Source organism: Streptomyces sp. NBC_00190 (assembly GCF_036203305.1).
Classification (GTDB): domain Bacteria; phylum Actinomycetota; class Actinomycetes; order Streptomycetales; family Streptomycetaceae; genus Streptomyces.
The window spans coordinates 6,824,963-6,851,443 of the sequence record NZ_CP108131.1; the positions used below are offsets into that span (position 1 = coordinate 6,824,963).

Here is a 26,481-nt window from a genome sequence, read left to right on the forward strand (position 1 = left end):
GGGTCGGCAGTGTAGAACGGGAGATGTGACGGCAATGGCTACGGGAATTCTCCGGCCCCCAGGCACTACGGCCGTCCCCGCCCCAGGCGGCGGGCGGTGACCCCGGGGGACGGCATCCGCCCCCTGTCCGACACCGTCCACGCGCGCGCCACCCTCGGCAAGGCCGCGGCGGAGAACTTTCCCGTCGCCCCCGCATTCCTGCCCCGCGCCTGGCGGGACGGCCTGATGGCGGTCTACGGGTACGCCCGCCTCGTCGACGACATCGGCGACGGCGACCTGGCCCCCGGCGGACTCGACGCCGTGCTGCTGGGCCTCGACCCCGCCGCCGCCGACGACCCGCTCGCCATGCTCGACGCCGTCGAGGCCGACCTGCGGCGCGTGTTCGGCGGCCACGACGGCCCGCCGCGCCACCCGCTGATCCTGGCCCTCCAGCCCGTCGTCCGCGCCCACGGCCTCACCCCGGAGCCCTTCCTCGGGCTCATCGAGGCCAACCGCCAGGACCAGCGGGTCGCGCGGTACGAGACGTACGGAGACCTGCTCGCGTACTGCGAGCTCTCCGCCAACCCCGTGGGGCGCCTCGTGCTGTCCCTCACCGGCACCAGCACCCCCGAGCGGGTCCGCCGCTCCGACGCCGTCTGCACCGCCCTGCAGATCGCCGAACACCTCCAGGACGTCACCGAGGACCTCGGCCGGAACCGGATCTACCTTCCCGCCGAGGACATGCGGCGCTTCCGTGTCAGCGAGGCCGACCTCAAGGCGCCGAGCGCCGGCGCGTCCGTACGCTCCCTGGTCGCATTCGAAACTGAACGCGCACGCGAGCTCCTGAATGAAGGCACCCCGCTCGTGGGTAGCGTGCACGGCAGACTCCGGCTGCTGCTCGCGGGCTTCGTGGGGGGAGGGCGCGCCGCCCTGAACGCGATCACGGCCGCCGGTTTCGACGTGGCACCCGGCCCGCCCAAGCCCACCCGGAGCGGCCTGCTCCGCGAGGTGGTCGCCGTTCTGCGCACTGCGCCGAGAAAGGGGTGAGCCCCACCGTGGAGGGCCCCACACACGCGTCCGCTCAGGTCCTGGCGGCCTACAGCTACTGCGAAGCCGTCACCGGATCGCAGGCGCGCAACTTCGCGTACGGCATCCGGCTGCTGCCCACCGACAAGCGGCAGGCGATGTCCGCGCTGTACGCCTTCTCCCGGCGCGTCGACGACATCGGCGACGGCACGCTGGCGCCCGCCGCGAAACTGGCCCGGCTGGAGGAGACCCGCGCCCTCCTCGGCCGGATCCGCGCCGAGGAGATCGACGAGGACGACACCGACCCGGTCGCCGTCGCCCTCGCGCACGCCGCGCACCGGTTCCCGATCCCGCTCGGCGGCCTCGACGAACTCATCGACGGCGTCCTGATGGACGTGCGCGGCGAGACGTACGAGACCTGGGACGACCTCAAGGCATACTGCCGCTGCGTGGCCGGAGCCATCGGGCGGCTCTCGCTCGGCGTGTTCGGCACGGCGCCGGGCGCGCCCGACTCCGCCCGCGCCGCGGACTACGCCGACACGCTCGGACTCGCCCTGCAACTCACCAACATCCTCAGGGACGTTCGCGAGGACGCAACCAACGGGCGCACCTACCTGCCAGCCGAGGACCTCGCCAAGTTCGGCTGCTCGGAAGGCTTCCACGGCGACCGGGCGCCCGCGGGATCCGACTTCGCCGGGCTCGTCCACCACGAAGTCCGCCGCGCCCGGGCCCTGTTCGCCGAGGGCTACCGGCTGCTGCCCATGCTGGACCGCCGCAGTGGCGCCTGCGTGGCCGCCATGGCCGGCATCTACCGGCGCCTCCTCGACCGCATCGAGCGGGAGCCGGAGGCGGTACTGCGGGGGCGGGTCTCGCTGCCGACCCACGAGAAGGCGTACGTCGCCGTGCGCGGCCTCTCGGGCCTCGACGCGCGGACGATCTCCCGCCAGAGCACCCGGAGGCGGGCCTGATGCCCCCGACCCCGGCCGCCCCGCCGGCCTTCGCCGTGCCCCAGCTCCGCCGCCCGGCCGCGCCCGCCGTCCTGCGGGCAACCGGCCGGCCCCTGGCCGCGTCTCTCCCGGCGGGCTCCGCCCCCGCGCGGGACCGGCAGTCCGGGCCGACGGGCGACCGCACCACCGGGGAGGGCTCATGAGCGGCAGCGACCACCGCACGGAGCAGCGCGCCGTCGTCATCGGCGGGGGACTCGCCGGGGTGACCGCCGCCCTCGAACTCGCCGACGCCGGGCTCAAGGTGACCCTGCTGGAGGGCCGCCCGCGGCTCGGCGGGCTCGCCTTCTCCTTCAAGCGCGGCGAACTCACCGTCGACAACGGCCAGCACGTCTACCTGCGCTGCTGCACCGCCTACCGGTGGTTCCTCGACCGCGTCGACGGCGCGCACCTCGCCCCCGTCCAGGACCGGCTCGACGTACCCGTCCTCGACGTCGCCCACCCCCGCGGCCCGCGCCTCGGGCGGCTGCGCCGCAGCGCCCTGCCCGTGCCCCTGCACCTGGCCGCCTCCCTGGCCCGCTACCCGCACCTGTCCCTCGCCGAGCGCGCGAGCGTCGGCCGCGCCGCCCTCGCGCTGCGCCGCCTCGACCCCGCCGACCCGGCGCTGGACGGCCTGGACTTCGCGACCTGGCTCGGCCGCTACGGCCAGTCCGCCCGGACCGTCGAAGCCCTGTGGGACCTCGTCGGCATCGCCACCCTCAACGCCACCGCCGATCAGTCCTCACTGGGCCTGGCCGCGATGGTCTTCAAGACCGGCCTGCTCTCCGAGAACGGCGCGGCCGACATCGGCTGGGCCCGCGTACCGCTCGGCGACCTGCACGACACGCTCGCCCGCAAGGCGCTCGACGCGGCCGGCGTACGGACCGAACTGCGCACCCGGGCCACCTGCGTCTCCCGCACGCCCGAAGGGAACTGGCGGGTCGACACCGAGGAGGAGCCCCTCGACGCGGGCACCGTCGTCCTCGCCGTCCCCCAGCGCGAGGCCCACGGGCTGCTCCCGCCCGGGGCGCTGGCCGACCCCGACAAGCTCCTCGACATCGGCACCGCGCCGATCCTCAACGTCCACGTCGTCTACGACCGCAAGGTGCTCAAGGCGCCGTTCTTCGCGGCGCTCGGCTCCCCCGTGCAGTGGGTCTTCGACCGCACCGACGCCTCCGGGCTCCCCGACGGCGGCCAGTACCTCGCGCTGTCCCAGTCCGTCGCCCAGGACGACATCGACGAGCCCGTCTCGGTGCTGCGCGCCAAGTACCTGCCCGAGCTGGAGCGGCTGCTGCCCGCCGCGCGCGGCGCCAAGGTGCGGGACTTCTTCGTCACCCGGGAGCGGACGGCCACCTTCGCCCCCACACCCGGCGTCGGCCGGCTGCGCCCCGGGGCGCGGACCGACACGCCGGGGCTTTATCTGGCCGGTGCGTGGACTGCCACCGGCTGGCCCGCGACCATGGAGAGCGCCGTCCGGAGCGGACTGAGCGCGGCACACGCCGCACTCGCCGCACTCGGCCGCCCCCGCGAACACCCTCTGCAGGAGGCGGCATGACCATCACCAGCACTACCGGCACAGCACGTACAGGAACCAGAGGAGAGCCAGTGAACCCGGGGAATCCGGCTGTCGAGAACACGGATGCCAGTGTGGGCACGGCCGGAGGGAGTACGGAGAAGGCGGACACGATCGCCCTCCTGGAACGAGGCCGCACGCTGTCGACTCCCGCGCTCCGCGCCGCCGTCGACCGGCTCGCGGCGCCCATGGACACCGTTGCCGCCTACCACTTCGGCTGGATCGACGCCCAGGGCAACCCGGCGGACGGCGACGGCGGCAAGGCCGTGCGCCCCGCGCTCGCGCTGCTCTCCGCCGAAGCGGCGGGCGCCCCTGCCGAGCTCGGCATCCCGGGCGCCGTCGCCGTCGAGCTCGTGCACAACTTCTCGCTGCTGCACGACGACCTGATGGACGGCGACGAGCAGCGCCGCCACCGCGACACGGTGTGGAAGGTGCACGGCCCCGCCCAGGCGATCCTGGTCGGCGACGCGCTGTTCGCCCTCGCCAACGAGGTGCTGCTGGAGCTCGGCACCGTCGAGGCGGGCCGCGCGGCTCGCCGGCTGACCACCGCGTCCCGCAAGCTCATCGACGGCCAGGCGCAGGACATCTCCTACGAGCACCGCGAGCGCGTCAGCGTCGAGGAGTGCCTGGAGATGGAGGGCAACAAGACGGGCGCCCTGCTCGCCTGCGCGGTCTCCATCGGCGCCGTGCTCGGCGGCGCGGACGACCGTACGGCCGACAAGCTGGAGGAGTACGGGTACCACCTGGGCCTCGCCTTCCAGGCGGTGGACGACCTCCTCGGCATCTGGGGCGACCCGGAGGCCACCGGCAAGCAGACCTGGAGCGACCTGCGCCAGCGCAAGAAGTCCCTGCCGGTGGTCGCCGCCCTCGCGGCAGGCGGACCGGCCTGCGAGGAGCTCGCCGAGCTGCTCGCCGCCGATGCCAAGAGCAACGACTTCGAGAACTTCTCTGAAGAGGAGTTCGCGGCCCGCGCGGCGCTCATCGAGGCGGCCGGCGGCCGCCGGTGGACGGCGGACGAGGCCCGCCGCCAGCACGCGGTGGCGATCAAGGCCCTGGACGACGTCGACATGCCGCAGCGCGTACGCGACCAGCTCGTGGCCCTCGCCGACTTCGTCGTCGTGCGCAAGCGGTGACCGCCACCCGGCAGCGGATATGACTCGCGAGTCGCCGGCCGGCGTGACGTAGCGCCGGCCGACGGCAGACCCCAGCACAGCACAGGACACTGTTCTAAGGGGAAGCCATGACAGCGACGACCGACGACAGCGCGGAGAGCGCTGGCGCTGGCAGCAGGACCGAAGCCGGCCTCTGGCCGGGCCGGACCGGGGACCCGCCCGGCCTCTGGCCGGGCCGGACCGGGGACCCGGCCGCCGTGGAGCTGCCCGAGCCGCCTGACGGCAGGGGGCAGGCCGCGTACGGCGCCGCCGCGCGGGCGGTCCGCCAGCTGCTGAGCCGCCAGGACCCCGCGGGGTGGTGGAAGGGAACCCTCCAGACCAACGTCACCATGGACGCCGAGGACCTGCTGCTCCGGCAGTTTCTCGGGATCCGGGACGAGGCCACCACCCACGCCGCGGCCCTCTTCATCCGCGGCGAGCAGCGGGACGACGGCACCTGGGCCACCTTCCACGGTGGACCCCCCGAACTCTCCGCCACCATCGAGGCGTACGTGGCCCTGCGCCTCGCCGGGGACGCCCCCGAAGCCCCGCACATGACCCGCGCGTCGGCCTGGATCCGCGCCCACGGAGGGATCGCCGCCGCCCGCACCTTCACCCGGATCTGGCTGGCGCTCTTCGGCTGGTGGCACTGGGACCACCTGCCCGAACTCCCGCCCGAGCTGGTGTTCCTGCCGGCCTGGGTGCCGCTGAACATCTACGACTTCGGCTGCTGGGCCCGCCAGACCATCGTCCCGCTCACCGTGGTGTCCGCGCTGCGCCCCGTGCGCCCCGCCCCCTTCGCCCTGGACGAGCTGCACGCCGACGCGCGGGTGCCGAACCCCGCCAGGCGGCCCGCCCCGCTGGCCAGTTGGGACGGCGCCTTCCAGCGGATGGACAAGGCCCTGCACGTCTACCGGCGGTTCGCCCCGCGCCGACTGCGCAAGGCGGCGATGGCCGCCGCCGCCGGGTGGATCATCGAACGCCAGGAGAACGACGGCTGCTGGGGCGGTATCCAGCCACCCGCCGTGTACTCCGTCATCGCCCTGCACCTGCTCGGCTACGACCTCGGCCACCCGGTGATGCGCGCCGGACTGGACTCCCTGGACCGGTTCGCGGTGTGGCGCGAGGACGGCGCCCGGATGATCGAGGCCTGCCAGTCCCCGGTCTGGGACACCTGCCTCGCCGCGATCGCACTGGCCGACGCGGGCGTGCGCCCCGACCACCCGGCGCTGGTCAAGGCCGCGGACTGGATGCTCGGCGAGGAGATCGTCCGCAGCGGGGACTGGGCGGTACGGCGGCCCGGACTCGCCCCCGGCGGCTGGGCGTTCGAGTTCCACAACGACAACTACCCCGACATCGACGACACCGCCGAGGTCGTCCTCGCATTGCGCCGCATCAGACACCCCGACCAGGCCCGGGTCGAGGCGGCCATCGCCCGCGGGGTGTCCTGGAACCTCGGCATGCAGTCGAAGAACGGCGCCTGGGGCGCCTTCGACGCCGACAACACCAGCCCCCTCCCGAACAAGCTGCCCTTCTGCGACTTCGGCGAGGTCATCGACCCGCCCTCGGCCGACGTCACCGCCCACGTCGTGGAGATGCTCGCCTTCGAGGGCCGGGCGGGCGATGCCCGGACCCGGCGCGCGATCGCCTGGCTGCTCGCCGAACAGGAGGCCGACGGAGCCTGGTTCGGCCGCTGGGGCACCAACTACGTGTACGGGACCGGGTCGGTGGTCCCGGCCCTCACCGCGGCCGGCCTCGCCCCGGGGCATCCCGCGATCCGGCGGGCCGTGCGCTGGCTGCAATCCGTACAGAACGAGGACGGTGGCTGGGGCGAGGACCAGCGCTCCTACAAGGACCGGTCCTGGGCGGGGAAGGGAGCCTCCACCGCCTCGCAGACCGCGTGGGCGCTGATGGCCCTGCTGTCGGCCGGCGAGCGGGACACCGTGGCCGTCGAGCGGGGCGTCGCCTACCTGGTCGAGACCCAGCAGGCGGACGGCTCCTGGGACGAGCCGCACTTCACCGGCACCGGCTTCCCCTGGGACTTCTCCATCAACTACCACCTGTACCGGCAGGTGTTCCCGCTCACCGCGCTGGGCCGCTACCTGTACGGCGAACCCTGCGCCGCCGCCGGACCCGCGGCCGTGGAGACCCGGTGACCACCCCGCTGCTGGTCGCCTGCGCCCTGCGCATCGAGCAGGCGGCGCTGCGCGGTACGGGCCGCGGCGCGCCCGAGGCGTACGCCCTGCTGCGCACGGGCATGGGCCCGCGCGCAGCCGAGCGCGCCGTGGGCCGGGCACTGGCCCGGCCCGGGATGGGCCGGGCCGCCGTCCTCGCGACCGGTTTCTGCGCCGGGCTGCTCCCCGGCATGAACCCCGGCGACCTCGTCCTCGCCGACGAGACCCGGGACGTGCACGGGGCCGTCCCGTGCACCGGTACCCCCCTGCTCGCCGAGGCACTGGCCCGGGCCGTCCCGCGCCGAGCCGTGCACATCGGCGTACTGACCGGATCCGACCACGTCGTCCGCGGCCAGGAGCGCGCGCAGCTGCGCGCCACCGGCGCCATCGCGGTCGACATGGAGTCCGCGGCCACTTTGCGGACCGCGACCCGCGGCAGCGGCCGTCCGGTTGCGGCCGTCCGGGTGGTCGTGGACGCTCCGGAGCATGAGCTCGTCCGTATCGGCACCGTCCGCGGTGGAATATCGGCCTTCCGCGTATTGCGTGCCGTACTGCCCGCGTTTTACGAATGGCACCGTTCTTTGCTGATCCCCAGGAGGTGAGCCAGATGGCCATGCCGCTGCGCCAGACCATCAGGGTCGGGACGTATCTTCTCGAACAGAAGCTGCGCAAGCGTGAGAAGTTCCCGCTGATCGTCGAGCTGGAACCGCTCTACGCCTGCAACCTGGCCTGTGAAGGGTGCGGGAAGATCCAGCACCCGGCCGGGGTGCTCAAGCAGCGCATGCCGGTGGCCCAGGCGGTCGGCGCCGTGCTGGAGTCCGGCGCGCCCATGGTGTCCATCGCGGGCGGCGAGCCCTTGATGCACCCGCAGATCCACGAGATCGTGCGCCAGTTGGTCGCGAGGCGGAAGTACGTCTTCCTCTGCACCAACGCCATGCTCCTGCGCAAGAAGATCGAGAAGTTCACCCCGTCCCCGTATTTCGCCTTCGCCGTGCACATCGACGGCCTGCGCGAACGGCACGACGAGTCGGTGGCCAAGGAAGGCGTCTTCGACGAGGCGGTCGCGGCCATCAAGGAGGCGAAGAGGCGCGGGTTCCGCGTGACCACCAACTCCACCTTCTTCAACACGGACACCCCGCAGACGATCATCGAGGTTCTCAACTACCTCAATGACGACCTCCAGGTGGACGAGATGATGATCTCGCCCGCCTATGCCTACGAAAAGGCCCCCGACCAGGAGCACTTCCTCGGCGTCGAACAGACCCGTGAACTCTTCAGGAAGGCCTTCGCGGGCGGCAACCGCAGGCGCTGGCGGCTCAACCACTCACCGCTCTTCCTCGACTTCCTGGAAGGAAAGGCCGATTTCCCCTGCACGGCCTGGGCCATTCCGAATTACTCCCTCTTCGGCTGGCAGCGCCCCTGCTATCTGATGAGCGACGGCTACGTGCCCACGTACCGGGAACTGATCGACGACACCGACTGGAGCAAGTACGGCCGCGGAAAGGACCCGCGCTGCGCGAACTGCATGGCGCACTGCGGCTACGAACCCACCGCCGTCCTCGCCACCATGGGCTCCCTCAAGGAGTCCCTGCGCGCGGCCAGGGAGACGATCGGCGGCAACCGGGACAAGCCGGCATGACGGCGGTCGGACAGGGCGGGAGCGGACAGGGCCGGAGCGAACCGGGCCGGAGCGGACAGGGCCCGGGCGGACACGGCCCGGGCGAACACGGCCCGGGCGGCGCGGGGAAGCGTGACCGGAGCAAAGGCTTCGACCTCGGCGCCCTGCTGGCAGAGCGCGGCGGCGAGCGGTACGAACTGCACGCCCGGCACCTCAACCACCAGCTGCCCCGGATGCTGCACACCATCGGCTTCGACAAGGTCTACGAACGGGCCGAGGGCGCCCACTTCTGGGACGCCGAGGGCAACGACTACCTCGACATGCTGGCCGGGTTCGGGGTGATGGGCCTGGGCCGGCACCACCCCGTGGTCCGGCGCGCCCTGCACGACGTCCTGGACGCCCAGCTCGCCGACCTCACCCGCTTCGACTGCCAGCCGCTGCCCGGGCTGCTGGCCGAGAAGCTCCTCTCCTACAGTCCGCACCTGGACCGGGTCTTCTTCGGCAACAGCGGCACCGAGGCGGTCGAGACGGCCCTGAAATTCGCCCGGTACGCCACCGGGCGGCCCAGGATCCTCTACTGCGACCACGCCTTCCACGGGCTCACGACGGGGTCGCTCTCGGTCAACGGCGAGGGGGGCTTCCGGGACGGTTTCGCGCCGCTGCTCCCCGACACGAAGATCGCGCTGGGGGACCTGGCCGCCCTGGAGCGGGAGCTCCGGAAGGGCGACGTGGCCGCCTTCGTCGTCGAGCCGGTCCAGGGCAAGGGGGTCCTCGCCGCCCCGCCCGGATTCCTGCCCGCCGCGCAGGAGCTGCTGCGCCGGCGGGGGGCGCTGCTGATCGCGGACGAGGTGCAGACCGGCCTCGGACGTACCGGGGACTTCTACGCCTACCAGCACGAGCCGGGTGTGGAACCCGATCTGGTGTGCGTGGCCAAGGCGCTGTCGGGCGGCTATGTGCCGGTCGGAGCCACCCTGGGCAAGGACTGGATCTTCAAGAAGGTCTTCTCGTCCATGGACCGGGTCCTCGTGCACTCCGCGAGCTTCGGCTCCAACGCGCAGGCGATGGCCGCCGGGCTGGCGGTGCTGTCGGTCATGGAGGACGAGGAGGTCGTGGCGAACGCCCGGGCGATGGGCGACCTGCTGCGCGGGCGGCTCGCCGCCCTGGTGGACGAGTACGAGCTGCTGCACGAGGTGCGGGGCCGTGGGCTGATGATCGGCATCGAGTTCGGCCGGCCGTCCTCGCTGGGGCTGCGCAGCCGGTGGACCATGCTGCAGGCTGCCCGCAAGGGGCTCTTCGCGCAGATGGTCGTCGTGCCGCTGCTCCAGAAGCACCGGATCCTCACGCAGGTGTCCGGGGACCACCTCGAAGTGATCAAGCTCATCCCGCCGCTGATCGTGGACGAGCGGGACGTCGACCGGTTCGTCGGAGCCTTCCGGGACGTCATGGACGAGGCGCACGGAGGCTCGGGGCTGATGTGGGACTTCGCCAGGACCCTGGTGATGGGGGCCTCTCACGGCGGTGGCCGGGGGAAGGCCGTCGGGAACCGGTGACGGCCTGCCCCGCCGTCGTCAGCCGAGCAGCCGCTCCCGCAGCCGGCCGAGGGTCTCGGGCGTGAGCACGAGGCCCTCGGCCAGGTAGCGGTCCACGCCGCCCCAGTGCTCGTCGATGGTGTCGAAGGCCGCCTCCAGGTACTCGGCGCGGGCGTCGAAGAGCGGGGCGAGGAGCTCCATCGCCTCGGAGGAGCGGGCCTCGACCGGCTCGCCGCTGCGGCGTACCCGGTAGCGGCGGTGCGGAGCGTTCGACTCCAGGTAGTCCGCCACGATCGCCTCGCGCTCGACGCCCAGCGCGAGCAGGGTGACGGCGATCGACAGGCCCGCCCGGTCCTTGCCCGCCGCGCAGTGGAGGAGGGCGGGCACGCTGTCCTCGGCGAGGGCGTGCACCACCCGGCTGTGCTCGGCGGTGCGGTGCTTGATGATCCCGCGGTAGGAGTTCACCATCCGGGCGGCGGCCTTCCCGTCGCCCAGGATCGAGCGGAGCTGGTCGAGGTCGCCGTCGCGGACCATCTTCCAGAACTCCCGGCCGTCGGCCGGATCCGAGAGCGGGATGTTGACGTTCCGTACGCCGGGCAGTTCGACGTCCGGCCCCTCCAGGGCGTGGTCGGCGTTGTTGCGGAAGTCGAAGACGGTGTGGAGGCCGAGCGAGGCGAGGAACTCTGCGTCGGTTTCGGTGGCATGCGCAAGATGTCCACTTCGGAACAGTCGTCCCGTCTTGACCCTTCTCCCGCCGGAAGTCGGCAATCCGCCCACATCGCGGAAATTGCGCACTCCGGACAGTTCCGGCTCCTGTATCTGCTGGGTCACGGGAACTCCTCCGCTTCGTAGTGGGCCATCTGTCCTAATTGAGGTACTTGGCGCCAACTTGCCATAAACAGCGGCGAGATCGGACGCGGCCCCGTGAGCCAGATCATACGGTGACCGTGCGTGCCTGATCGCGAAAGCCGAAGGGCCCGGCCGGAGGGGTCGTTGGCGGCGGGGAATGGACGCAGGGTGACCGGAATTCCGTCGGTCCCTCATCCCTGTTATTGCGTCAGGGAATTCACGGCTTGTTGCGTACGGCCTTATGGGATTACCTTCGCGATCGATCCGGGTGGACCGCCGAATCCTGCCGCCGCCCGGGAAACCGCACTCGACTATTCACGCGCGCGGCAGGAGCGGGGGAACCAGGTAAGCCGCTGTTCCGGATCTTTTCCGGGACTGCTCGGGGTGAAGTCGTTCATGTTCCGTTCATGGACAGCCGGACATCTCCAGTCCGAACCCGACAGCTCACCTCGCAGGCGACGGAGAGGAATTCGCCATGTCCGCAAAGGGTAAGCACCGCCGTCCCAAGTCCCGTTCCATGTTCCGCGGCCTCGCTGTCGCGGGCACCGGCGGTGCGGCGCTCGCGCTGCCCCTGCTGGGGGCCGCCGGCGCCCAGGCGGCCGGCGCCCCGGCCGCCGCGCCGGCCGCGGCCCCCGCCGTGGCGCCGCAGGTTCCCCTCTCGCTCCAGGCCGCCCCGACCGCCGCCGTGGAGACCGCGCCGACCGTCTACACGGTCGTGCCCGGCGACTACCTCTCCAAGATCGCCGCGGAGCGTCACCTCTCCGGTGGCTGGTATCAGCTGTACGCCGACAACCGCGAGGCCGTCGGCACCAACCCCTCCCTCATCCACCCGGGCCTGAAGCTGACCCTCGGCGCGGCGGCCGCGGCCGAGTCCGCCCCCGCCGCCCCGGCCCAGGACCCGGCTCCCAGGGCAGCTGCGAAGCCCGCTCCGAAGCAGGCTCCGAAGCAGGCTCCGAAGCAGGCTCCGAAGCAGGCTCCGAAGCCCGCCCAGAAGGCCGCCCCGGCGCAGCGGGAATCCGCCGCCGAGGCGCCGGCCGCGCAGCAGTCGGCCTCCGGCTTCGTGGCCCCGGTGAGCGGCGGGATCTCCACCCAGTACAAGGTCGCGGGCAGCATGTGGTCCTCCGGCTACCACACCGGCGTCGACTTCATCGCCAGCTCCGGCACCACCGTCAAGGCCGTCGGCCCGGGCACCGTGATCTCGGCCGGCTGGGCCGGCGCGTACGGCAACGAGGTCATCATCCAGCACGCGGACGGCACCTACTCGCAGTACGGACACCTCTCCGTGCTGTCCGTCTCGGCGGGTCAGAGCGTCACCGGCGGCCAGAGCATCGGTCTCTCCGGCTCCACCGGCAACTCGACCGGCCCGCACCTCCACTTCGAGATCCGCACGGGCCCGTCCTACGGCTCGGACATCGACCCGCTCGCCTACCTCCGCTCGAAGGGCGTGAGCATCTGACGGCACCCGCCGTCGCAACACCGGCGTGCGTGAGGCCGGGGCCCGAGGGGGGTCCCGGCCTCACGTGTACCTATTCCTTATCCCCCGCGTGGTAAAGATCACGGTCCGTCAACCCCTGCTTACGTTGGCGTAGGTCGTGTACGGGAGTGAAGGATGTCGTCTCGTGGCAGCGACGACGACGACACTCAAGACCATCGGCTCGTACGCGGCGATCGGGGACAGCTTCACCGAGGGCGTGGGGGACCCGGGACCCGGGGATTCTTTTCTCGGCTGGGCGGACCGGCTCGCCGTGCTCCTGGCCGACCGGCGTGACGAGCACGACTTCCGGTACGCGAACCTGGCCGTGCGCGGCCGGCTCCTCGACCAGATCGTGGCGGAACAGGTCCCGCGGGCCAAGGAGCTCGCGCCCGACCTCGTGACCTTCTGCGCGGGCGGCAACGACATCATCCGGCCGGGCAGCGACCCCGACGACGTGGCGGAGCGGTTCGAGGCGGCCGTCGCCGACCTCACCGGGGCCGTCGGCCACGTCATGATCACCACCGGCTTCGACACCCGGGGCGTGCCGGTCCTCAAGCACCTGAGGGGCAAGGTGGCGACGTACAGCGCGCACGTCCGCGCGATCGCCGACCGCTACGACTGCCCGGTGCTCGACCTCTGGTCGCTGAAATCCGTACAGGACCGGCGGGCTTGGGACGCCGACCGGCTGCACCTGTCGCCCGAGGGGCACACGCGGGTCGCGCTGCGCGCCGCCCAGGTGCTGGGGCTGGAGGTGCCCGCCGACCCCGACCAGCCGTGGCCGCCGGAGCGGCCGCGCGGCTCGGTGGACGTGACCCGGGACAACATCCAGTGGGCGCGCGAGCACCTGGCGCCGTGGATCGGCCGACGGCTGCGCGGGGAGTCCTCCGGGGACCACGTGGAGGCGAAGCGGCCCGACCTGCTTCCTTTGTAGGAGGCGGCCGGCGGCGTGGACGGGGTCCGCAAGCGGAATCCTTCGGGGCACGTGTGCGTTGGGATGGTCGTAGAACGACGACCGTCCTGACCCCACCCTCCCAGGAGGCGCTTTGACCGGCTCCCGTCCCCTGCGTCCACGGCTTCGCGCCCTGCGGCCCGAAGCCTTCGGCGCGGACCCGTCCGGCGCCCGGCTGGAGCGGATCCGCCGCTCGCCGAACTTCGCCGACGGCGTCTTCCAGAATCCGGTCGGGGCCCGGACCAGGCCTTCGGGGTCGATGGCGGAGTTCGCCAAGATCTACTTCCACAAGGAGCAGCGGCTCCGGCGCAATCCCGGCGCGCCGATCCCCGTGTACCCGACGACCCTCGCGGAGCTGGCGAAGCCGCCCGTGAGCGGACTGCGGCTCACCTGGATGGGACATTCCAGCGTGCTCGCCGAGATCGACGGCCGGCGGGTGCTCTTCGACCCGGTGTGGGGCGAGCGGTGCTCCCCTTTCCCCTTCGCCGGCCCCAAGCGGCTGCACCCCGTGCCGGTGCCGCTGGCCTCGCTGGGGACGGCCGACGTGGTGGTCATCTCGCACGACCACTACGACCACCTCGACCTGCCGACGATCAAGGCGCTGGCCGGTACCGACACGGTCTTCGCCGTCCCGCTGGGCGTTGGCGCGCACCTGGAGCGCTGGGGCGTACCGGCCGACCGGTTGCGTGAGCTGGACTGGAACGAGAACACGGAGGTCGCCGGGCTCTCGCTGACGGCGACCCCCGCCCGGCACTTCTGCGGACGCGGGCTGCGCAACCAGCAGAACACCCTGTGGGCCTCCTGGGTCGTCGCGGGCGACGAGCACCGCATCTACCACAGCGGGGACACCGGCTACTTCCCCGGCTTCAAGGAGATCGGGGCCGAGCACGGGCCGTTCGACGCCACGATGATCCAGATCGGGGCCTACTCGGAGTACTGGCCCGACATCCACATGACGCCCGAGGAGGGCATGCGCGCCCACCTCGACCTGCAGGGCGGCGCCCCGCACGGCACGATGCTGCCGATCCACTGGGGCACCTTCAACCTGGCCCTCCACCCGTGGGACGAGCCGGGCGAGGGCACCGTGGCCGCGGCCGAGGACACCGGATCGGCGATCGCCCTGCCGATCCCGGGCCAGCCGTTCGAACCGGGCTCGGCCGATGCCCCGGCGGAGCCCTGGTGGCGGCCGTTCGTGACGGGCGCCGCGGCCGTCCCGGCCGGAACCCCGCGTCCGATCACGACCGGGCGGCCGCAGGCCGTGATCCACGAGGAGCCCGAGGCCGTCGGGTCCTGACGGCCCGCGGCTCGCCGCCGGGCGGCCCCGTCCCCGGCGGGGCCGGGGCCGCCCGGCGCGGGCCGTCGCCGGTCCTCGACCGAGGCGGCCCGGCGGATTCGGGCGGCTGTACGAGCGCTCCACCGGGAGCGGGAAGCACCCCCGTGAACTTCCCCAACTGGCCGTCCGGCGCGGGACGGTGCGGTCTAGCGTGGGTATCCGGTGATCAACACCCGGCCCCGGGACCGCTGGGGGCCGGGCCCCACGTACCGAGGACGCCGATGTCCGGACTCCGCGCCGCCCGCCACGCCCCGTCGAGACACGCCGCCACCGGTCCGGGCCGGCAGATACGGCCTCAGCTGGTCCGCGCTGCCGTGCTGCCCACGCTCGCCGCCGGGCTCAGCGGCACCGCAGCGGTCATCTTCACGCTCCAGCTCGGCGGGGGAGCCGGCGAGCGGGACGCCCGGCTCTGGCCGGTGCTCACCGGCTGCGCCCTCCTCGTCCTGGGAGCCCTGGCCGCCGCCCTGCTCGGGGCCCAGCGCGCGGCCAAGGCCGTCCGGGACCGGTGTGAGTCGCTGCGCCGCTCCAGCGTGCGCGGCCGCCAGGAGCTGCGGACGGCAGCCGACCGGCTGGAGCGGGGCGAGACCCCGCCCCGCCCCGTGCGTGGCGGGCCGACCGGACCACCGCTCGGCGCCGACCCGGCCGGCGTGGACGAGTTCTGGCTGCTCGCCCAGGAGCTGCGCGGCGCCCGCGAACAGGCCCACACGACCCTCGTACGGCTGGCCGGCCCGGCCGCGCCGTCCGACAGCGAGCGCAAGGTCGAGGTCTTCGTCAACCTCGCGCGTCGGCTGCAGTCCCTCGTCCACCGCGAGATCTCGCTGCTGGACGGCCTGGAGGACACGGTCGAGGATCCCGACCTGCTCAAGGAGCTCTTCCACGTCGACCACCTCGCCACCCGCATCCGCCGCCACGCCGAGAACCTCGCCGTGCTCGGCGGCGCCGCGTCCCGCCGCCAGTGGACCCGGCCCATCGACCTGAGCGAGGTGCTGCGCTCCTCCGTGGCGGAGGTCGAGCAGTACACCCGCGTCAAGGTCGTGCCCCCGGCGGGCGGCAGCGTACGCGGCCACGCCGTGGCGGACGTGGTGCACCTGCTGGCCGAACTGGTGGAGAACGCCACGGTGTTCTCCGCGCCGGACACCGATGTGGTGCTGCGCGCCGAACGGGTCACTGCCGGGATCGCGGTCGAGGTGGAGGACCGCGGGCTGGGCATGCCGGGCGAGGAACAGCACCGGATGAACGCCCTGCTCGGCGACCCCGACCAGATCAGCGTCCGGCACCTTCTCGCCGACGGGCGGATCGGCCTGTTCGTGGTCTCCGCGCTGGCCCGTCGGCACGGGATCGCCGTCGAGCTCAAGTCCAACATCTACGGCGGCGTGCTCGCCGTGCTGGTGCTGCCGCAGGAGCTGCTGGGCGCGGAGGCGCCGAGCGCCGCAGACGCGGCGGGCGGCTCCCGGGCCACCTCGTGGGGGACCGGGGAGTCGGCGGCGGTGCCGCCGCTGGAGCCGGTACGGGTGGCCCCGCCACGCCCGGCCCCGGAGCCCCTGCCGGGGCGCGGTGCGCAGAGCGGGGCCGAGGCCTGGGGCGCGGCCGCGCCGGGAGCCGGCGGTGCGAACGGGCCGATGCCTGTTCCGGCAGCCGCGGCGGAGGCCGGTTCCGGGCGGGAGCCCGGCGCCGGGACGCGGTCCGGGTCTGTGCCGGAGCCCGGGGCCGGGGCGCGGTCCGGGTCCGTGCCGGAGCCCGGGGCCGGGGTGCCGTCCGGGTCCGGGTCCGGGCCAGAGCCGCTGCGCGGGGCCGTGGCCGGGGCCCGGCTCCCGCACGCGTCCACGGCTGCGGCAACGCCGCCCGTGGGCCGGCCCCCACACGCATCCTCTGCCCCGGCCACGTCCGTGGCAGGGCCTGCGGCCGGGCCTGCGGCCGGGCCGGAGACCGGGTCCGGGCAGCGGCCGGGGACTGCCCCCGGGCCCACGCCCGGGGCCGTGGCGGACCCGCGGCTCGGGCGCGCGGCCGCAGCCGCGTCGGCGCACACGTCCACGGCGGAGCCGGAGCCTGGGGTCGGGATGCAGCTCGGGGACGTGCCCGCGCGGGCGTCCTCGGCTCCGGCCGCAGCGGGGACCGCGCCCGTGCCGCTGCCCGTGCGCCGGGCCAGGGGCGCCGTCGCAGAAGCGGCGGCGATGCCGCTGCCCGCGCCCCGGGCCGGGGACGGAGCCCCGGCTCCGGCGGCGGCCGCGCCGTGGGGTGAGCCCGGGCCCGGGACCGTCGCCGCGGGCGGGAACGGAGAGGCCCGGACCGCGGCGGCCGAGCGGCCACCGCTGCCCCGGCGGCGGGCCCAGGAACACCTCGCCCCCCAGCTGCGCGACGCGCCCGCCCCGCGGCGGGCCGCCGACAGCGATCAGCGCGTACACGACCCCGGCCTGATGGCCGCCTTCCAACGGGGCTTCGGCCTCGCCCAGTCGGAGAACCAGGTATGACCCCGACCCCTCACCCCAGCAAGGAGCGCACCCCCATGGGCGGCGAAGTGGCGACGAAGACCGGCAACCGGCTCTCGGACCTCGACTGGCTGCTCAGCGGCCTGGTGCAGCGCGTGCCCTACACGCGCAGCGCCGTACTCCTCACCGCCGACGGCCTCGTCACCTGCGTGCACGGACTCGACGCGGACAGTGCCGACCACCTGGCGGCGCTGGCCTCCGGGCTGTACTCGCTCGGGCGGAGCGCCGGATCCCGCTTCGCGGAGGGCTCGGAGGTCCGCCAGGTCGTCGTCGAACTCGACTCCGCGCTCGTCTTCGTGTCGGCCGCCGGCGCCGGCACCTGCCTGGCGGTCCTCGCCGACCGCGAGGCCGACGCCGGAGTGCTCGGCTACGAGATGGCGATGCTGGTCAAGAGCGTACGTCCGTACCTGGCGGCCCCGCCGCGTCGGCCCGTCGCCGACCCGGAGCGATGAGGGGCCGGGCGAGGGGGGTACCGAAGGCGACGCGTGACACACCCTGGCTCGACGACTCGGCGGGCCGGGTGATGCGCCCGTACACCGCCAGCGGCGGGCGGACCCGGCCCGGAGTCGCGCTCGACCTGCTGTCGCTGATGACCGCGACCGGGGTACGGCCGCGCGTGCCGCTGGGGGCGGAGCACATCCTCGCCCTGCGGCTGTGCGCGGGCGCCGTGGCGGTCACGGTCGCCGAGGTCGCCGGGCAACTGCGGCTGCCCGCCGTGGTGGTGAAGGTGCTGCTGTCCGATCTGATGGAACACGGGGCCGTCGTGGCGCAGGCGCCCCGGTTCCCGGGCGGCCGCTCGTTCGCCGCCGATGACCAGTCCCTGCTGCGGGCGGTGCTCGATGGTCTCCACAAACGGCTGTGACGCGCCCGCCCCCGACTCCCCGCCCGCGACACTGAAGATCCTGGTCGCGGGCGGATTCGGGGCGGGCAAGACCACCTTCGTGAGCGCGGTGAGCGAAATCGAGCCGCTGAGCACGGAGGAGCTGGTGAGCGACCTCAGCCGGACCGCCGACCGGCTGGACGGGGTCGAGGCCAAGGCCACGACCACCGTCGCGCTGGACTTCGGCCGGATCACGCTCGACCAGGGCCACGTGCTCTACCTCTTCGGCACGCCCGGACAGCACCGCTTCTGGTTCCTGTGGGAGGAGCTGTGCGCGGGCGCGCTCGGGGCGGTGGTGCTCGCCGACACCCGCCGCCTCGCCGACTGCTTCCCCGCCGTGGACTTCTTCGAGCGGCGCGGGATCGGATTCATCGTCGCCGTCAACGAGTTCGACGGCGGTCACCGCTACGGGCCCGACGAGGTGCGCGAAGCGGTGGGGCTCGGGCCCGAGGTGCCCGTCGTACGGTGCGACGCGCGCCTGAACAGTTCGGGAACGGGGGCGCTGGCCGCTCTCGTCCGCCATCTCCTGTGCACGTTCAAGGAAAGCTCCTTCACAGTCAGCTCTTCGTCTTCGGAGTCGGGGGAACCGCCATGACGTACTACGAATCGACCGGACACCTGCTGCTCACGCCCGTGGACCGGGAGGCGCCCGCGCGCGTCGTCCGGCTGCGCGAACTGGGCCTGGGCGAACGGGTGGACGCCGAACTGGACGCCTTCGCGCGGCGCGTCGCGGACGCGCTCGCCGTGCCGTACGCGGGGGTCAACTTCATCGGTGAGGAACGGCAGTTCTTCGCCGGGCTGCACCACGTGGCCGAGGCGCCGGCGAGCGGCTACCCGGCGCGGGTGCTGGCCCGCGACCACGGCTACTGCCCGCACGTGGTGGTGCGGCGGCGGGCGCTGGTGCTGGAGGACGTACGGGACTTCGCGCGCTTCGCCGGGAACGCGGTGGTCGACGAGAGCGGGGTGCGCTCGTACGCGGGCGCGCCGCTGACGGACCGGCGCGGGATCGTCCTGGGGACGGTGTGCGCGGTGGACGTGGTGCCGCGCCGGTGGGGGACGGAGGGGCTCGCCACCGTGAAGGCGCTGGCCGCGGAGCTGGTGGAGCTGGTGCACGCCCGGGAGGACCGGCGGCGGACCGCGTGAGGCCGCGGATGTCAGTGCCGGGGTCTACGGTCGTGGACGAGGGGTCACCGGTGGCCGGAGAGGAGTCGCGGGATGGGCACCACCGCCAGGGACGTCCGCACGATCGCGCTGTCGCTGCCGGACAGCAGCGAGAAGCTCGCCTGGGGCATGCCGACCTTCCGGGTGGGCGGGAAGATCTTCGCCGCGCTCGGTGACGACGACACCTCGATAGGGGTGAAGTGCCCCAAGGAGGACCGGGCCGAGCTGATCGCGGCGGAGCCGGAGAAGTTCTTCGTGCGCGAAGGCCACGACGACGACTACGCCTGGCTGCGGGTCCGCCTGGAGGCGGTGGAGGACGAGGGCGAACTGCGTTCGATCCTGGTCGACTCCTGGCTCCAGGCGGCCCCCAAGCGGCTGGCGGCGGCCCACCGGGAACTGTCGGCGGACGGCGCGGACTGACTGCGGGCGGCGGCGTTCAGTTCGGCGCCCGGAATGCCGTGATGCGCTCCCGCAGCGACCGCGGGTCCAGGCCGTGCGCCGCGGTGTGCTCGTCGATGGTGCCGTAGCGGCGCAGTTCGGCCCGCGCCACGCCCAGGCCCAGCACCCGGTGGGGGACGTGGGCCAAGGCGTCGTTCGCCGCCGCCGTGGAGGTGCCCGCGAGGTAGGGCTCGACGAGGACCACGTCGGCGGCGGCGCGACCGGCCGCCTCACGCACGGCCGCGGCGTCGAAGGGGCGCACGGTGGGGGCGTACAGCACCGTGAGGTCCAGGCCCTCCGTCGCCGCCAGGACGTTGTCCAGCAGCGGGCCGACGGCGACCACCACGCCCGCCCGCCCCTCCCGTACGGTCCGGAAGCCCAGGCCCGCCACCGGACGCGGGGACGCGTTCGACTGCTGGGAGAGCCGGACGTACACCTTGTCGTCACCGGCGGCGTACGCGTGGCGCAGGAGCGCCTCCGCCTCGTCCGGGTGGCCCGGGACGTGGACCGTCCAGCCGTCGAGGGTGTCGAGCAGCGCCACGTCGCCTGGCGCCATGTGCGTGAAACCGCCGGCCGGCCAGTCGTAGCTGGCGCTCGCGCTGACGAGCACGCCGCCCGTGGCCTGGTGCCCGAAGTCCAGCTTGACCTGCTCGAACGGCCGCTCCACGAGGAAGCTGGCAAAGGTGTGGACGACCGGCCGCAGTCCGGTGAGGGCCAGGCCGCCGCCGACGCCGACGAGGAGCTGTTCCCTGATCCCGACGTTGATCAACCGGTCCGGGTGCCGCTCCTGGGCGGGCCGGAAGCCGTCCATGGTGATCTCCGCGAGCACCAGGGCAAGCCGGGGGTCCTCGCCGAGGAGGTCCGACGTGACCGAGATGAAGCGTTCCCGCATGGTGTCCATGTCTCTCCCCGCCCTCAGAACTTCTTCTCGACACGGGCGACCACGACGTGCGGCCGACCGGGATGCGGCTCTGTGAACGCGGCGTGCAGCGCGGCGTGGTCCCGCCCGTCCACGGTGGCCGCGGACCAGTCGGCCGCCTCGAAGCGGGCCGCGATCCCCCCGGGCCAGCCGTGCGTCGCGGAGTCGTTGTCGATCACCACCGTGTGCAGCCGCTCCAGCCCGGCGGAGCCCGCGTAGGCGAGCGCCTCGTGGTTGCTGCCCTCGTCCAGCTCGGCATCCCCGATCAGCACCCACACCGCCGGGTCGTCCAGTCCCTGGGCGCGCAGCCCGAGCGCGCTGCCCACGGCGAGCGGCAGTCCGTGCCCGAGGGACCCGCTGCCGATCTCCACACCGGGAACGAGGGTGCGGTCCGGGTGGTGCCCGAGGGGGGAGTCGTAGGAGCCGAAGCCGGGCAGCCACTCGACGGGGAAGAACCCCTTGGCGGCGAGGACGGCGTAGTACGCCATCGGCCCGTGACCCTTGGACAGCAGGAACCGGTCCCGCCCGGTGTCCTCGGCGGTCCGGGGCGTCACCCGCAGCACCCGGTCGTAGAGCACCCACAGCACGTCGAGGGTGGAGGTGGCGGCGGGGCCGTGCTTCTCGGCCCCGGTCATGAGGCCGATCAGCCGGCCCAGATCCTCGTAGCGGAAACCCGTGTCCGCGGTTGCCTGCGTCATGCATCGATCGTGCAACCTCAAGTGTGGTCGAGGTCAAGAAGCTCCCGCCCCGGACCGGGGAGCGGAAAGGTGCGCGCGACCACCCCACGAAGTGCGGTATCGTTCTCCTGCGCGTTCAACCAGGGGAAAGCCCAGGTCAGCGCGCATCGGGACGTGGCGCAGCTTGGTAGCGCACTTGACTGGGGGTCAAGGGGTCGCAGGTTCAAATCCTGTCGTCCCGACTAGAGGTTCGCCTCGTAGTCGCAGTTCAGAACCCTGTCTCACTTCGGTGAGGCAGGGTTCTTGTGCGTTCTCTGGAGCTGTCGCGTCACATTTCTTCACAGCCGCTGACGATCACGCCACACCAGCCAGCAGCTCGCCCAGCTTGTCCGAACCGCCCGTGAGGCTCTGTGGGTCGGGGTGAACGTAGCCCCGCTTGGTGAACGACAGGTCGCTGTGCCCGGCCGACGAGGCGCTCTCCTGCGGGGGATACGGGAGAGCGCCGTCGCCGACTCCGGCAGTCTCGCCGGACCGACCTGAGGATTTGATGAGGAGCCCTTGCCTCACAGGCCGTGATCGGAGCCCTGGGGGCTACGGTGTGTGCTTCATCCGGTCGACGATCGCGCGGGTCATGACGGCGCGGGTGAACACGACGGTGCCGGGCTTGATCAGGCCCTGCTCGCCGGCGCTGCCCTCCACCTGGACGGTGCGCTCGCCGAGGAACGCGAGGGTCTCCTTGTCGAAGATCCATTCGGTGCGCTGGCCGGAGGTCTCGTCCAGACGGGCCACCGCGACCCCGTGCCGGCCGGCGGCGTCGACCGCGTCGTCCACCGTGACCACACCGGGGATCTTCGCCGCGGCCTTGTAGAGCGCCGCAGCGAGGCCGGCCGGCGGGTAGCTCTCGCCCAGCAGGTCGCCGATCGTGGTGAACGCCTCCTGGTCGGGGCCCCTGCCGTGGCCCCTGGTCTCCTCGTAGATCTTCCGCAGCAGCACGTCGGGGTCGGTGGGCAGCCCGGCGAGGTAGTCGTAGGTGGGTGCGTTGAGGTACGGCGTCGGCTTCCGGCCCGTCTCGGTGTTCCCCTCCAGGGTGATGCCGTCGGGACCGGTGTTGCCGGGCTCTATCAGCCAGCCCTTGCGTCCGTCGGGGGAGTTCCAGCTGTGCCGCATGTGCAGTTGTTCGCTGACCAGGGTGCTCTTGCCGTGGTCGGTCCTCACGTACGAGGTGGCGGTCTTCGTGCCGATGTAGATGAACTGGTTCCCGCGCACCGCCGGGCCCGAGACGTCGGCGGCAGCCAGGGAGATGCGGTCCAGGAGCCCCGTCGCACCGGCCGGGTCGGCGGCGCCGATCCGGGTGGTCAGCACCGGGCCCGTGGCGACCCCGGAGCCGGATCCGTCGTTCGTGACGCCCAGGTCCGCGAGGACGTGGACGCCGGCCGCGATCGTGCCGGCCAGGACGCAGGCCGCCACGGGCAGGAGGATCGCGCGGCGCAGGAACGGGTTGCGGGGCTTCCCGGTGCGGACGGGCCGGGCGGTGGCGGAGCCGGTGGCGCGGAGGTCGTCGTGGATCTGGGTCATGAGGCGCTCCCTGTGGAACTGGTGGCGGCCCGCGGGCAGTTCCCGCTCCGTGAACGGCAGGAGGTGCTCGGTCTCCTCCCGGTCGGCCGGGTGGGGCTGGGAAAGGTCGGCGTTCATCAGATTCCTTCCTGCGCGGACCGGACCGCGTCCGTGCGGTCGCCATATGTCTGTCGCGGGCGACCGGCGGGTTCCCGTCTGTTCTTCTTCAGTTCCGCGTCGGCGAGTGCGCGCAGCTTCGTACGGGCCCGGGACAGCCGGGAGCGGACGGTCCCGACCGGGATCCCGAGGGCCTGGGCGGCGTCGGCGTACTCCAGGCCCTCCCACAGGCACAGGAGGAGGACTTCGCGCTCGGGCCGCCGCAGCGCGCTCAGCTGCGCCAGCGTGACCGCGATGCGCCGCCGGTCGTCGAGCCGGCCGGCCACCTCGTCGGCGTGGTCGGGCACGGATGCCGCGGCCGCCGCGGCGGCCGCTGCTGCGGCCCGGTAACGCCGGTTGCCGCGGCAGTGGTTGCGGGCGAGGTTGGTGGCGACGCCCAGCAGCCACGGCCGCAGTGACCCGCCTTCGGGATCCACTGTGGCGCGCAGCCGCCACGCCTCCATGAAGGTCGCCGACATGACGTCCTCCGCGACGGCCCAGTCCCCGGTCATCCGGAAGGCATGGTTGTAGACGGCGCGGGCGTAGCTGTCGAACAGCTCCGCGAAGGCATCAGGATCCCCGGACCGTACCCGGGCTCGCATATCTGTGGTCACTCCTGTCGGCTGTCCGGCATCACGGGGCGGGTTCCCGTGACGCACGTCACTTCGGGCCGCCGCGGATCCGTGGCACCCCGGGCGCCTTGCTCCCGGCGTCGGTCAGGGGGTCTCGACCGGGCGGCCCGCCTGGAGTTCCAGGGGGGCCGTGGCGGTGGTACGGGCGGCGAGGCCGGCCTTGATGCGGCGGCGCAGCGAGGGTTTGACCAGCCCCCGGAGTTCGGCCCGGGCGGCCGTGCGCCATTCGAGGTGCTCGCCGGGGTTGAGCCGGATCCGGGCCAGCGCCGACGAGCCGAGGACGCCGCCGTCGTAGAGGAAGCGGACGCGGGCCAGACGGCCCGGTTTGTGGGACCAGTCGACGGCCAGCAGACGCCCCGGGGCGAGGTCGAGGCCGATCTCCTCGTGGACCTCGCGCCGGGCGGCGGCGCGCGGGGTCTCGCCGAGGTCGCTGTCGATGCCGCCGCCGGGCAGCTGCCAGCGGCTGGTGTCGCCGTACGCGGGCCGCACCAGCAGGATCGCGCCGTCGGCGTCGGTGAACAGCACGCTCGCCCCCGCCAGCGCCTTCGGGCGGCTGGCGCGGTGGCCCGCGGCGTCGAGCATGCCCGCGTGTTCCAGGGCGGCCCGGTCTGCCGGGTTGAGGCCGGCCGGGGAACCGGGCTGGGGCACCCCGTCGAGCAGATGCGCCACGGAGCCGGTGTGCAGGGCGGCCAGTCCGGCGCGCAGCCGGGGCGCGATACGGGCGGGGAGGGCCTCACCGGCCTCCTCCGGCCGGAGCCAGTGGGCCCCGGTGATCTCGCCGTCCGGGAAGGAGAGCACGGCGGCCTCGTCCGGCGGCAGCGGACCGACGAGGTGGACGTGCACCACGAGGGAGCGCCCGAGCGGGCCCGGCGGCCGGGAGTCCACCGCGAGCAGCCGGCCGACGGGCACCGTGAGGCCCAGCTCCTGCTCCAGCTCGCGCGCCAGCCCCGCCTCCGGCGTCTCGGTGTCCTCCACCGTGCCGCCCGGCAGTTCCAGATCCGCCTTGTACGAGGTGGTCAGCACGAGGACCCGCCCGCGCGTGTCCAGGACGATCCCGGTGACGGCCACGAGCGGGGAGGGCTGGGTGGCGTAGTACGCCCGCACCTCGTCGGGGGAGGGGCGGTGGGGCACGGCGGGCTCCTGGGGTCGTGGTCACGGCGGCGTGCGTGCCCTGGCACTATCGCGCACGGCCCGGCACGCGGACGTCAGGCGCGGGCCAGGAGCAGACCGCCCATCGTGACCATCGTCGCCGCGACCAGGCCGTCCAGCACTCGCCAGGCGGCCGGGCGGGCCAGCAGGCCGCTGAGCAGCCGGGCTCCGTACCCCAGGGTGCCGAACCAGGTCAGGCTGGCCAGACCGGCCCCGATGCCGAAGGCCCAGCGCAGGTCGCCCCGGTCGGCGGCGAGGGAGCCGAGGAGCAGGACGGTATCCAGGTAGACGTGCGGGTTGAGCCAGGTCATGGCCAGGCAGGTCAGTACGGCCCGGCGGCCGGACCCGGCGGTGGCCCCCTCCGTGCTGAGCGCGGCGCCCGGGTCGGGCCGCAGCACCCGGCGGGCCGCGAGGACCCCGTAGCAGATCAGGAACCCGCCCCCGGCCAGCCCGACCACGGTCAGGGCGGCGGGCCAGGCGGTGACGAACGCGCCGACGCCGGCCACGCCGAGGGCGATCAGGAGCGCGTCGGACACGGCGCAGATGGCGACCACGGCGAGGACCGCGTGGCGGCGCGCGCCCTGGCGCAGGACGAAGGCGTTCTGGGCGCCGATGGCGACGATGAGGGAGAGTCCGGTGCCGAAGCCGGCGAGGGCCGCCGTGATGATGCCGTGTGTCATGCCCTCGACCGTAGGCAAGCGTTCCGGTTTAGTACAGCTAAGGATTTTTACGTACCATTAGCGCTCGTGATGGATGAGCTTCCTCTCGACCAGGTACGGACGCTGCTGGCGGCGGTGGACGAAGGAACCTTCGACGCCGCGGCGGCCGTCCTGCACGTGACCCCGTCCGCGGTCAGCCAGCGGGTCAAGGCACTGGAGCAGCGGACCGGGCGGGTGCTGCTGATGCGGACGAAGCCGGTGCGGGCGACGGAATCCGGGGAGGTGGTGGTCCGCTTCGCCCGGCAGCTGGCCCGGCTGGAGCGCGACGCGCGGGCTGAGCTGGGGATGGCCGAAGGGTCGGGACCGGTGCGGCTACCGATCGCGGTGAACGCGGACTCCCTCGCCATCTGGTTCCTGACGGCGATGGCGCGGGTGGAGCAGGATCCGCCCGTCTGCATCGAACTGCACCGCGAGGACGAGTCCCACACGACGGCGCTGCTGCGGGAGGGCCAGGTGATGGCGGCGGTGACCTCCGCGCCGGATCCGGTCGCGGGGTGCAGCGTACGGATGCTGGGCCTGGCGCGGTACCTGCCGGTGGCGAGTCCGGATTTCGCGGCAGGCCACCTGGCGGGCGCGCCGGCCCAGGACCTGAGGCGGGCGCCGGTGATCGTCTTCGACCGGAAGGACGAGCTCCAGGACCGCTTCGTGCGGTCGCTGACCGGGGACGCGGCGAGCGGTGCGGGGCCGGTGCGGCACTCCGTACCGACGTCGGAGGGATACCGCGACGCGGTGGTCGCGGGGCTGGGGTGGGGGATGGTTCCGGAGCAGCAGGCGAGGCCGTTGGTACGGACGGGGGAGCTGGTGCTGCTGGCGCCGCGGCGGCCGTTGGACGTGCCGCTGTACTGGCAGCAGTGGAAGCTGGATTCGCCGGCCCTGTCCATGGTGGCGCGGGTGGTCGCGGAGGCGGCCGGGCAGGCGCTCCGCAGACCCTCGCGGACGACCCCCTGAGGAGGCCGACCTGCGGGAACGTGACGCGCTCCGCTCCGATGGCCTCGGTTCGCGCGGCATGGTCGCAGCCCAGGTGGCGTCCCGGGTGATGGCAGACTGGCCGCTGATCAGCCGAAGAGGAGCA

The 26,481-nt window shown here is 73.3% G+C and carries 26 protein-coding genes, 1 tRNA gene and 1 riboswitch; of the genes, 20 read left to right on the top strand and 7 right to left on the bottom strand.

Annotation, left to right across the window (positions count from 1 at the left end):
• Positions 1-96 precede the first annotated feature (96 nt).
• From hpnC to OG429_RS32075, 9 genes are all read left to right on the top strand, one after another.
• On the top strand, positions 97-1,026 hold the full coding sequence (gene hpnC / locus OG429_RS32035) for a squalene synthase HpnC (protein WP_328928738.1): 930 nt from the start codon (positions 97-99) through the stop codon (positions 1,024-1,026).
• Complete coding sequence (gene hpnD / locus OG429_RS32040) at positions 1,023-1,973, top strand: presqualene diphosphate synthase HpnD (RefSeq protein WP_405677546.1); 951 nt, start codon at positions 1,023-1,025, stop codon at positions 1,971-1,973. The genes hpnC and hpnD overlap by 4 nt, the downstream gene beginning before the upstream one ends.
• Positions 1,973-2,155 carry a hypothetical protein gene (locus OG429_RS32045; RefSeq protein ID WP_328928740.1) on the top strand — a complete coding sequence of 61 codons (183 nt, stop codon included), beginning with the start codon at positions 1,973-1,975 and terminating at the stop codon, positions 2,153-2,155. Before hpnD ends, OG429_RS32045 begins: the two co-directional genes overlap by 1 nt.
• The gene (hpnE, locus tag OG429_RS32050; RefSeq protein WP_328928741.1) at positions 2,152-3,543 is read left to right on the top strand and encodes a hydroxysqualene dehydroxylase HpnE; all 1,392 of its coding nucleotides are present in this window, start codon (positions 2,152-2,154) and stop codon (positions 3,541-3,543) included. The genes OG429_RS32045 and hpnE overlap by 4 nt, the downstream gene beginning before the upstream one ends.
• A 50-nt stretch (positions 3,544-3,593) precedes the next feature.
• Complete coding sequence (locus OG429_RS32055) at positions 3,594-4,694, top strand: polyprenyl synthetase family protein (protein ID WP_405677541.1); 1,101 nt, start codon at positions 3,594-3,596, stop codon at positions 4,692-4,694.
• A gap of 107 nt (positions 4,695-4,801) precedes the next feature.
• Positions 4,802-6,868 carry a squalene--hopene cyclase gene (shc, locus tag OG429_RS32060; protein ID WP_328928743.1) on the top strand — a complete coding sequence of 689 codons (2,067 nt, stop codon included), beginning with the start codon at positions 4,802-4,804 and terminating at the stop codon, positions 6,866-6,868.
• Entirely contained in the window at positions 6,865-7,488 is a 624-nt protein-coding gene (locus tag OG429_RS32065) for a phosphorylase family protein (protein ID WP_328928744.1), read from the top strand. The genes shc and OG429_RS32065 overlap by 4 nt, the downstream gene beginning before the upstream one ends.
• A 5-nt stretch (positions 7,489-7,493) precedes the next feature.
• Positions 7,494-8,525 (top strand): adenosyl-hopene transferase HpnH, encoded by a 1,032-nt coding sequence (gene hpnH / locus OG429_RS32070; RefSeq protein WP_328928745.1) that lies wholly within the window; start codon positions 7,494-7,496, stop codon positions 8,523-8,525.
• Positions 8,522-10,054, top strand: a complete 1,533-nt coding sequence (locus tag OG429_RS32075; protein ID WP_328928746.1) for an aspartate aminotransferase family protein — start codon at positions 8,522-8,524, stop codon at positions 10,052-10,054. The genes hpnH and OG429_RS32075 overlap by 4 nt, the downstream gene beginning before the upstream one ends.
• An 18-nt stretch (positions 10,055-10,072) precedes the next feature.
• Here OG429_RS32075 and OG429_RS32080 read toward each other — a convergent pair whose 3' ends face one another.
• The gene (locus OG429_RS32080) at positions 10,073-10,864 is read right to left on the bottom strand and encodes a tyrosine-protein phosphatase (RefSeq protein ID WP_328928747.1); all 792 of its coding nucleotides are present in this window, start codon (positions 10,862-10,864) and stop codon (positions 10,073-10,075) included.
• 316 nt (positions 10,865-11,180) lie between these two features.
• Positions 11,181-11,355: riboswitch (cyclic di-AMP (ydaO/yuaA leader) on the top strand.
• A gap of 2 nt (positions 11,356-11,357) precedes the next feature.
• Between OG429_RS32080 and OG429_RS32085 the strand changes: the two genes are divergently transcribed.
• The 9 genes from OG429_RS32085 (at position 11,358) to OG429_RS32125 (ending at position 19,585) form a co-directional block, all read left to right on the top strand.
• Positions 11,358-12,338, top strand: coding sequence for a M23 family metallopeptidase (locus OG429_RS32085; RefSeq protein WP_328928748.1), 981 nt, complete (start codon positions 11,358-11,360; stop codon positions 12,336-12,338).
• Between the two features lie 163 nt (positions 12,339-12,501).
• Entirely contained in the window at positions 12,502-13,287 is a 786-nt protein-coding gene (locus OG429_RS32090) for an SGNH/GDSL hydrolase family protein (protein WP_328928749.1), read from the top strand.
• A 112-nt stretch (positions 13,288-13,399) separates the two neighbouring features.
• Positions 13,400-14,599, top strand: coding sequence for an MBL fold metallo-hydrolase (locus OG429_RS32095; RefSeq protein ID WP_328928750.1), 1,200 nt, complete (start codon positions 13,400-13,402; stop codon positions 14,597-14,599).
• 260 nt (positions 14,600-14,859) lie between these two features.
• A complete protein-coding gene (locus tag OG429_RS32100; protein ID WP_328928751.1) occupies positions 14,860-17,106 on the top strand; it encodes an ATP-binding protein in 2,247 nt (748 codons plus the stop codon).
• A gap of 35 nt (positions 17,107-17,141) precedes the next feature.
• The gene (locus tag OG429_RS32105) at positions 17,142-17,576 is read left to right on the top strand and encodes a roadblock/LC7 domain-containing protein (RefSeq protein ID WP_328930486.1); all 435 of its coding nucleotides are present in this window, start codon (positions 17,142-17,144) and stop codon (positions 17,574-17,576) included.
• 71 nt (positions 17,577-17,647) lie between these two features.
• Positions 17,648-17,986, top strand: coding sequence for a DUF742 domain-containing protein (locus OG429_RS32110; protein WP_328928752.1), 339 nt, complete (start codon positions 17,648-17,650; stop codon positions 17,984-17,986).
• Positions 17,964-18,599 carry a GTP-binding protein gene (locus OG429_RS32115; RefSeq protein WP_328928753.1) on the top strand — a complete coding sequence of 212 codons (636 nt, stop codon included), beginning with the start codon at positions 17,964-17,966 and terminating at the stop codon, positions 18,597-18,599. Before OG429_RS32110 ends, OG429_RS32115 begins: the two co-directional genes overlap by 23 nt.
• Positions 18,596-19,147: a GAF domain-containing protein gene (locus tag OG429_RS32120; protein WP_328928754.1), complete on the top strand. Its 552-nt coding sequence runs from the start codon at positions 18,596-18,598 to the stop codon at positions 19,145-19,147. Before OG429_RS32115 ends, OG429_RS32120 begins: the two co-directional genes overlap by 4 nt.
• Before the next feature lie 72 nt (positions 19,148-19,219).
• Complete coding sequence (locus OG429_RS32125; RefSeq protein WP_328928755.1) at positions 19,220-19,585, top strand: MmcQ/YjbR family DNA-binding protein; 366 nt, start codon at positions 19,220-19,222, stop codon at positions 19,583-19,585.
• A gap of 16 nt (positions 19,586-19,601) precedes the next feature.
• Here the strand turns inward: OG429_RS32125 and OG429_RS32130 are convergent, their stop codons facing one another.
• Together OG429_RS32130 and OG429_RS32135 are read right to left on the bottom strand one after the other, a co-directional pair.
• Positions 19,602-20,504 (bottom strand): transketolase family protein, encoded by a 903-nt coding sequence (locus OG429_RS32130; RefSeq protein WP_328928756.1) that lies wholly within the window; start codon positions 20,502-20,504, stop codon positions 19,602-19,604.
• A gap of 14 nt (positions 20,505-20,518) precedes the next feature.
• Positions 20,519-21,220 carry a transketolase gene (locus OG429_RS32135; RefSeq protein ID WP_328928757.1) on the bottom strand — a complete coding sequence of 234 codons (702 nt, stop codon included), beginning with the start codon at positions 21,218-21,220 and terminating at the stop codon, positions 20,519-20,521.
• Positions 21,221-21,367: 147 nt separating this feature from the next.
• Here OG429_RS32135 and OG429_RS32140 point away from each other — a divergent pair.
• Positions 21,368-21,441 (top strand) — tRNA-Pro (locus OG429_RS32140).
• A 349-nt stretch (positions 21,442-21,790) separates the two neighbouring features.
• On the opposite strand, the gene OG429_RS32145 is transcribed toward OG429_RS32140, so the two are convergent.
• The 4 genes from OG429_RS32145 to OG429_RS32160 all read right to left on the bottom strand — a co-directional run bounded on the left by OG429_RS32145 (position 21,791) and on the right by OG429_RS32160 (position 25,370).
• Positions 21,791-22,891 carry a CU044_5270 family protein gene (locus tag OG429_RS32145; RefSeq protein WP_328928758.1) on the bottom strand — a complete coding sequence of 367 codons (1,101 nt, stop codon included), beginning with the start codon at positions 22,889-22,891 and terminating at the stop codon, positions 21,791-21,793.
• Complete coding sequence (locus OG429_RS32150) at positions 22,891-23,511, bottom strand: RNA polymerase sigma factor (protein WP_328928759.1); 621 nt, start codon at positions 23,509-23,511, stop codon at positions 22,891-22,893. Before OG429_RS32150 ends, OG429_RS32145 begins: the two co-directional genes overlap by 1 nt.
• A gap of 114 nt (positions 23,512-23,625) precedes the next feature.
• Positions 23,626-24,672 carry an NUDIX hydrolase gene (locus OG429_RS32155; protein ID WP_328928760.1) on the bottom strand — a complete coding sequence of 349 codons (1,047 nt, stop codon included), beginning with the start codon at positions 24,670-24,672 and terminating at the stop codon, positions 23,626-23,628.
• Between the two features lie 74 nt (positions 24,673-24,746).
• Positions 24,747-25,370 (bottom strand): LysE/ArgO family amino acid transporter, encoded by a 624-nt coding sequence (locus OG429_RS32160; RefSeq protein WP_328928761.1) that lies wholly within the window; start codon positions 25,368-25,370, stop codon positions 24,747-24,749.
• Positions 25,371-25,439: 69 nt separating this feature from the next.
• On the opposite strand from OG429_RS32160, the gene OG429_RS32165 reads away from it, so the two are divergent.
• Entirely contained in the window at positions 25,440-26,357 is a 918-nt protein-coding gene (locus OG429_RS32165) for a LysR family transcriptional regulator ArgP (RefSeq protein WP_328928762.1), read from the top strand.
• The last annotated feature ends 124 nt before the right edge of the window (positions 26,358-26,481 follow it).

Bases quoted from the DNA above. Each gene is read 5' to 3' on its own strand.
- hpnE (WP_328928741.1), top strand. From the start codon at position 2,152: ATGAGCGGCAGCGACCACCGCACGGAGCAGCGCGCCGTCGTCATCGGC.
- OG429_RS32110 (WP_328928752.1), top strand. From the start codon at position 17,648: ATGCGCCCGTACACCGCCAGCGGCGGGCGGACCCGGCCCGGAGTCGCG.
- OG429_RS32165 (WP_328928762.1), top strand. From the start codon at position 25,440: ATGGATGAGCTTCCTCTCGACCAGGTACGGACGCTGCTGGCGGCGGTG.
- OG429_RS32045 (WP_328928740.1), top strand. From the start codon at position 1,973: ATGCCCCCGACCCCGGCCGCCCCGCCGGCCTTCGCCGTGCCCCAGCTC.
- OG429_RS32160 (WP_328928761.1), bottom strand. From the start codon at position 25,370: ATGACACACGGCATCATCACGGCGGCCCTCGCCGGCTTCGGCACCGGA.
- OG429_RS32105 (WP_328930486.1), top strand. From the start codon at position 17,142: ATGGGCGGCGAAGTGGCGACGAAGACCGGCAACCGGCTCTCGGACCTC.
- OG429_RS32115 (WP_328928753.1), top strand. From the start codon at position 17,964: ATGGTCTCCACAAACGGCTGTGACGCGCCCGCCCCCGACTCCCCGCCC.
- hpnH (WP_328928745.1), top strand. From the start codon at position 7,494: ATGGCCATGCCGCTGCGCCAGACCATCAGGGTCGGGACGTATCTTCTC.
- OG429_RS32085 (WP_328928748.1), top strand. From the start codon at position 11,358: ATGTCCGCAAAGGGTAAGCACCGCCGTCCCAAGTCCCGTTCCATGTTC.
- shc (WP_328928743.1), top strand. From the start codon at position 4,802: ATGACAGCGACGACCGACGACAGCGCGGAGAGCGCTGGCGCTGGCAGC.
- OG429_RS32120 (WP_328928754.1), top strand. From the start codon at position 18,596: ATGACGTACTACGAATCGACCGGACACCTGCTGCTCACGCCCGTGGAC.
- OG429_RS32145 (WP_328928758.1), bottom strand. From the start codon at position 22,891: ATGAACGCCGACCTTTCCCAGCCCCACCCGGCCGACCGGGAGGAGACC.
- OG429_RS32135 (WP_328928757.1), bottom strand. From the start codon at position 21,220: ATGACGCAGGCAACCGCGGACACGGGTTTCCGCTACGAGGATCTGGGC.
- OG429_RS32130 (WP_328928756.1), bottom strand. From the start codon at position 20,504: ATGGACACCATGCGGGAACGCTTCATCTCGGTCACGTCGGACCTCCTC.
- OG429_RS32100 (WP_328928751.1), top strand. From the start codon at position 14,860: ATGTCCGGACTCCGCGCCGCCCGCCACGCCCCGTCGAGACACGCCGCC.
- OG429_RS32150 (WP_328928759.1), bottom strand. From the start codon at position 23,511: ATGCGAGCCCGGGTACGGTCCGGGGATCCTGATGCCTTCGCGGAGCTG.
- OG429_RS32125 (WP_328928755.1), top strand. From the start codon at position 19,220: ATGGGCACCACCGCCAGGGACGTCCGCACGATCGCGCTGTCGCTGCCG.
- OG429_RS32075 (WP_328928746.1), top strand. From the start codon at position 8,522: ATGACGGCGGTCGGACAGGGCGGGAGCGGACAGGGCCGGAGCGAACCG.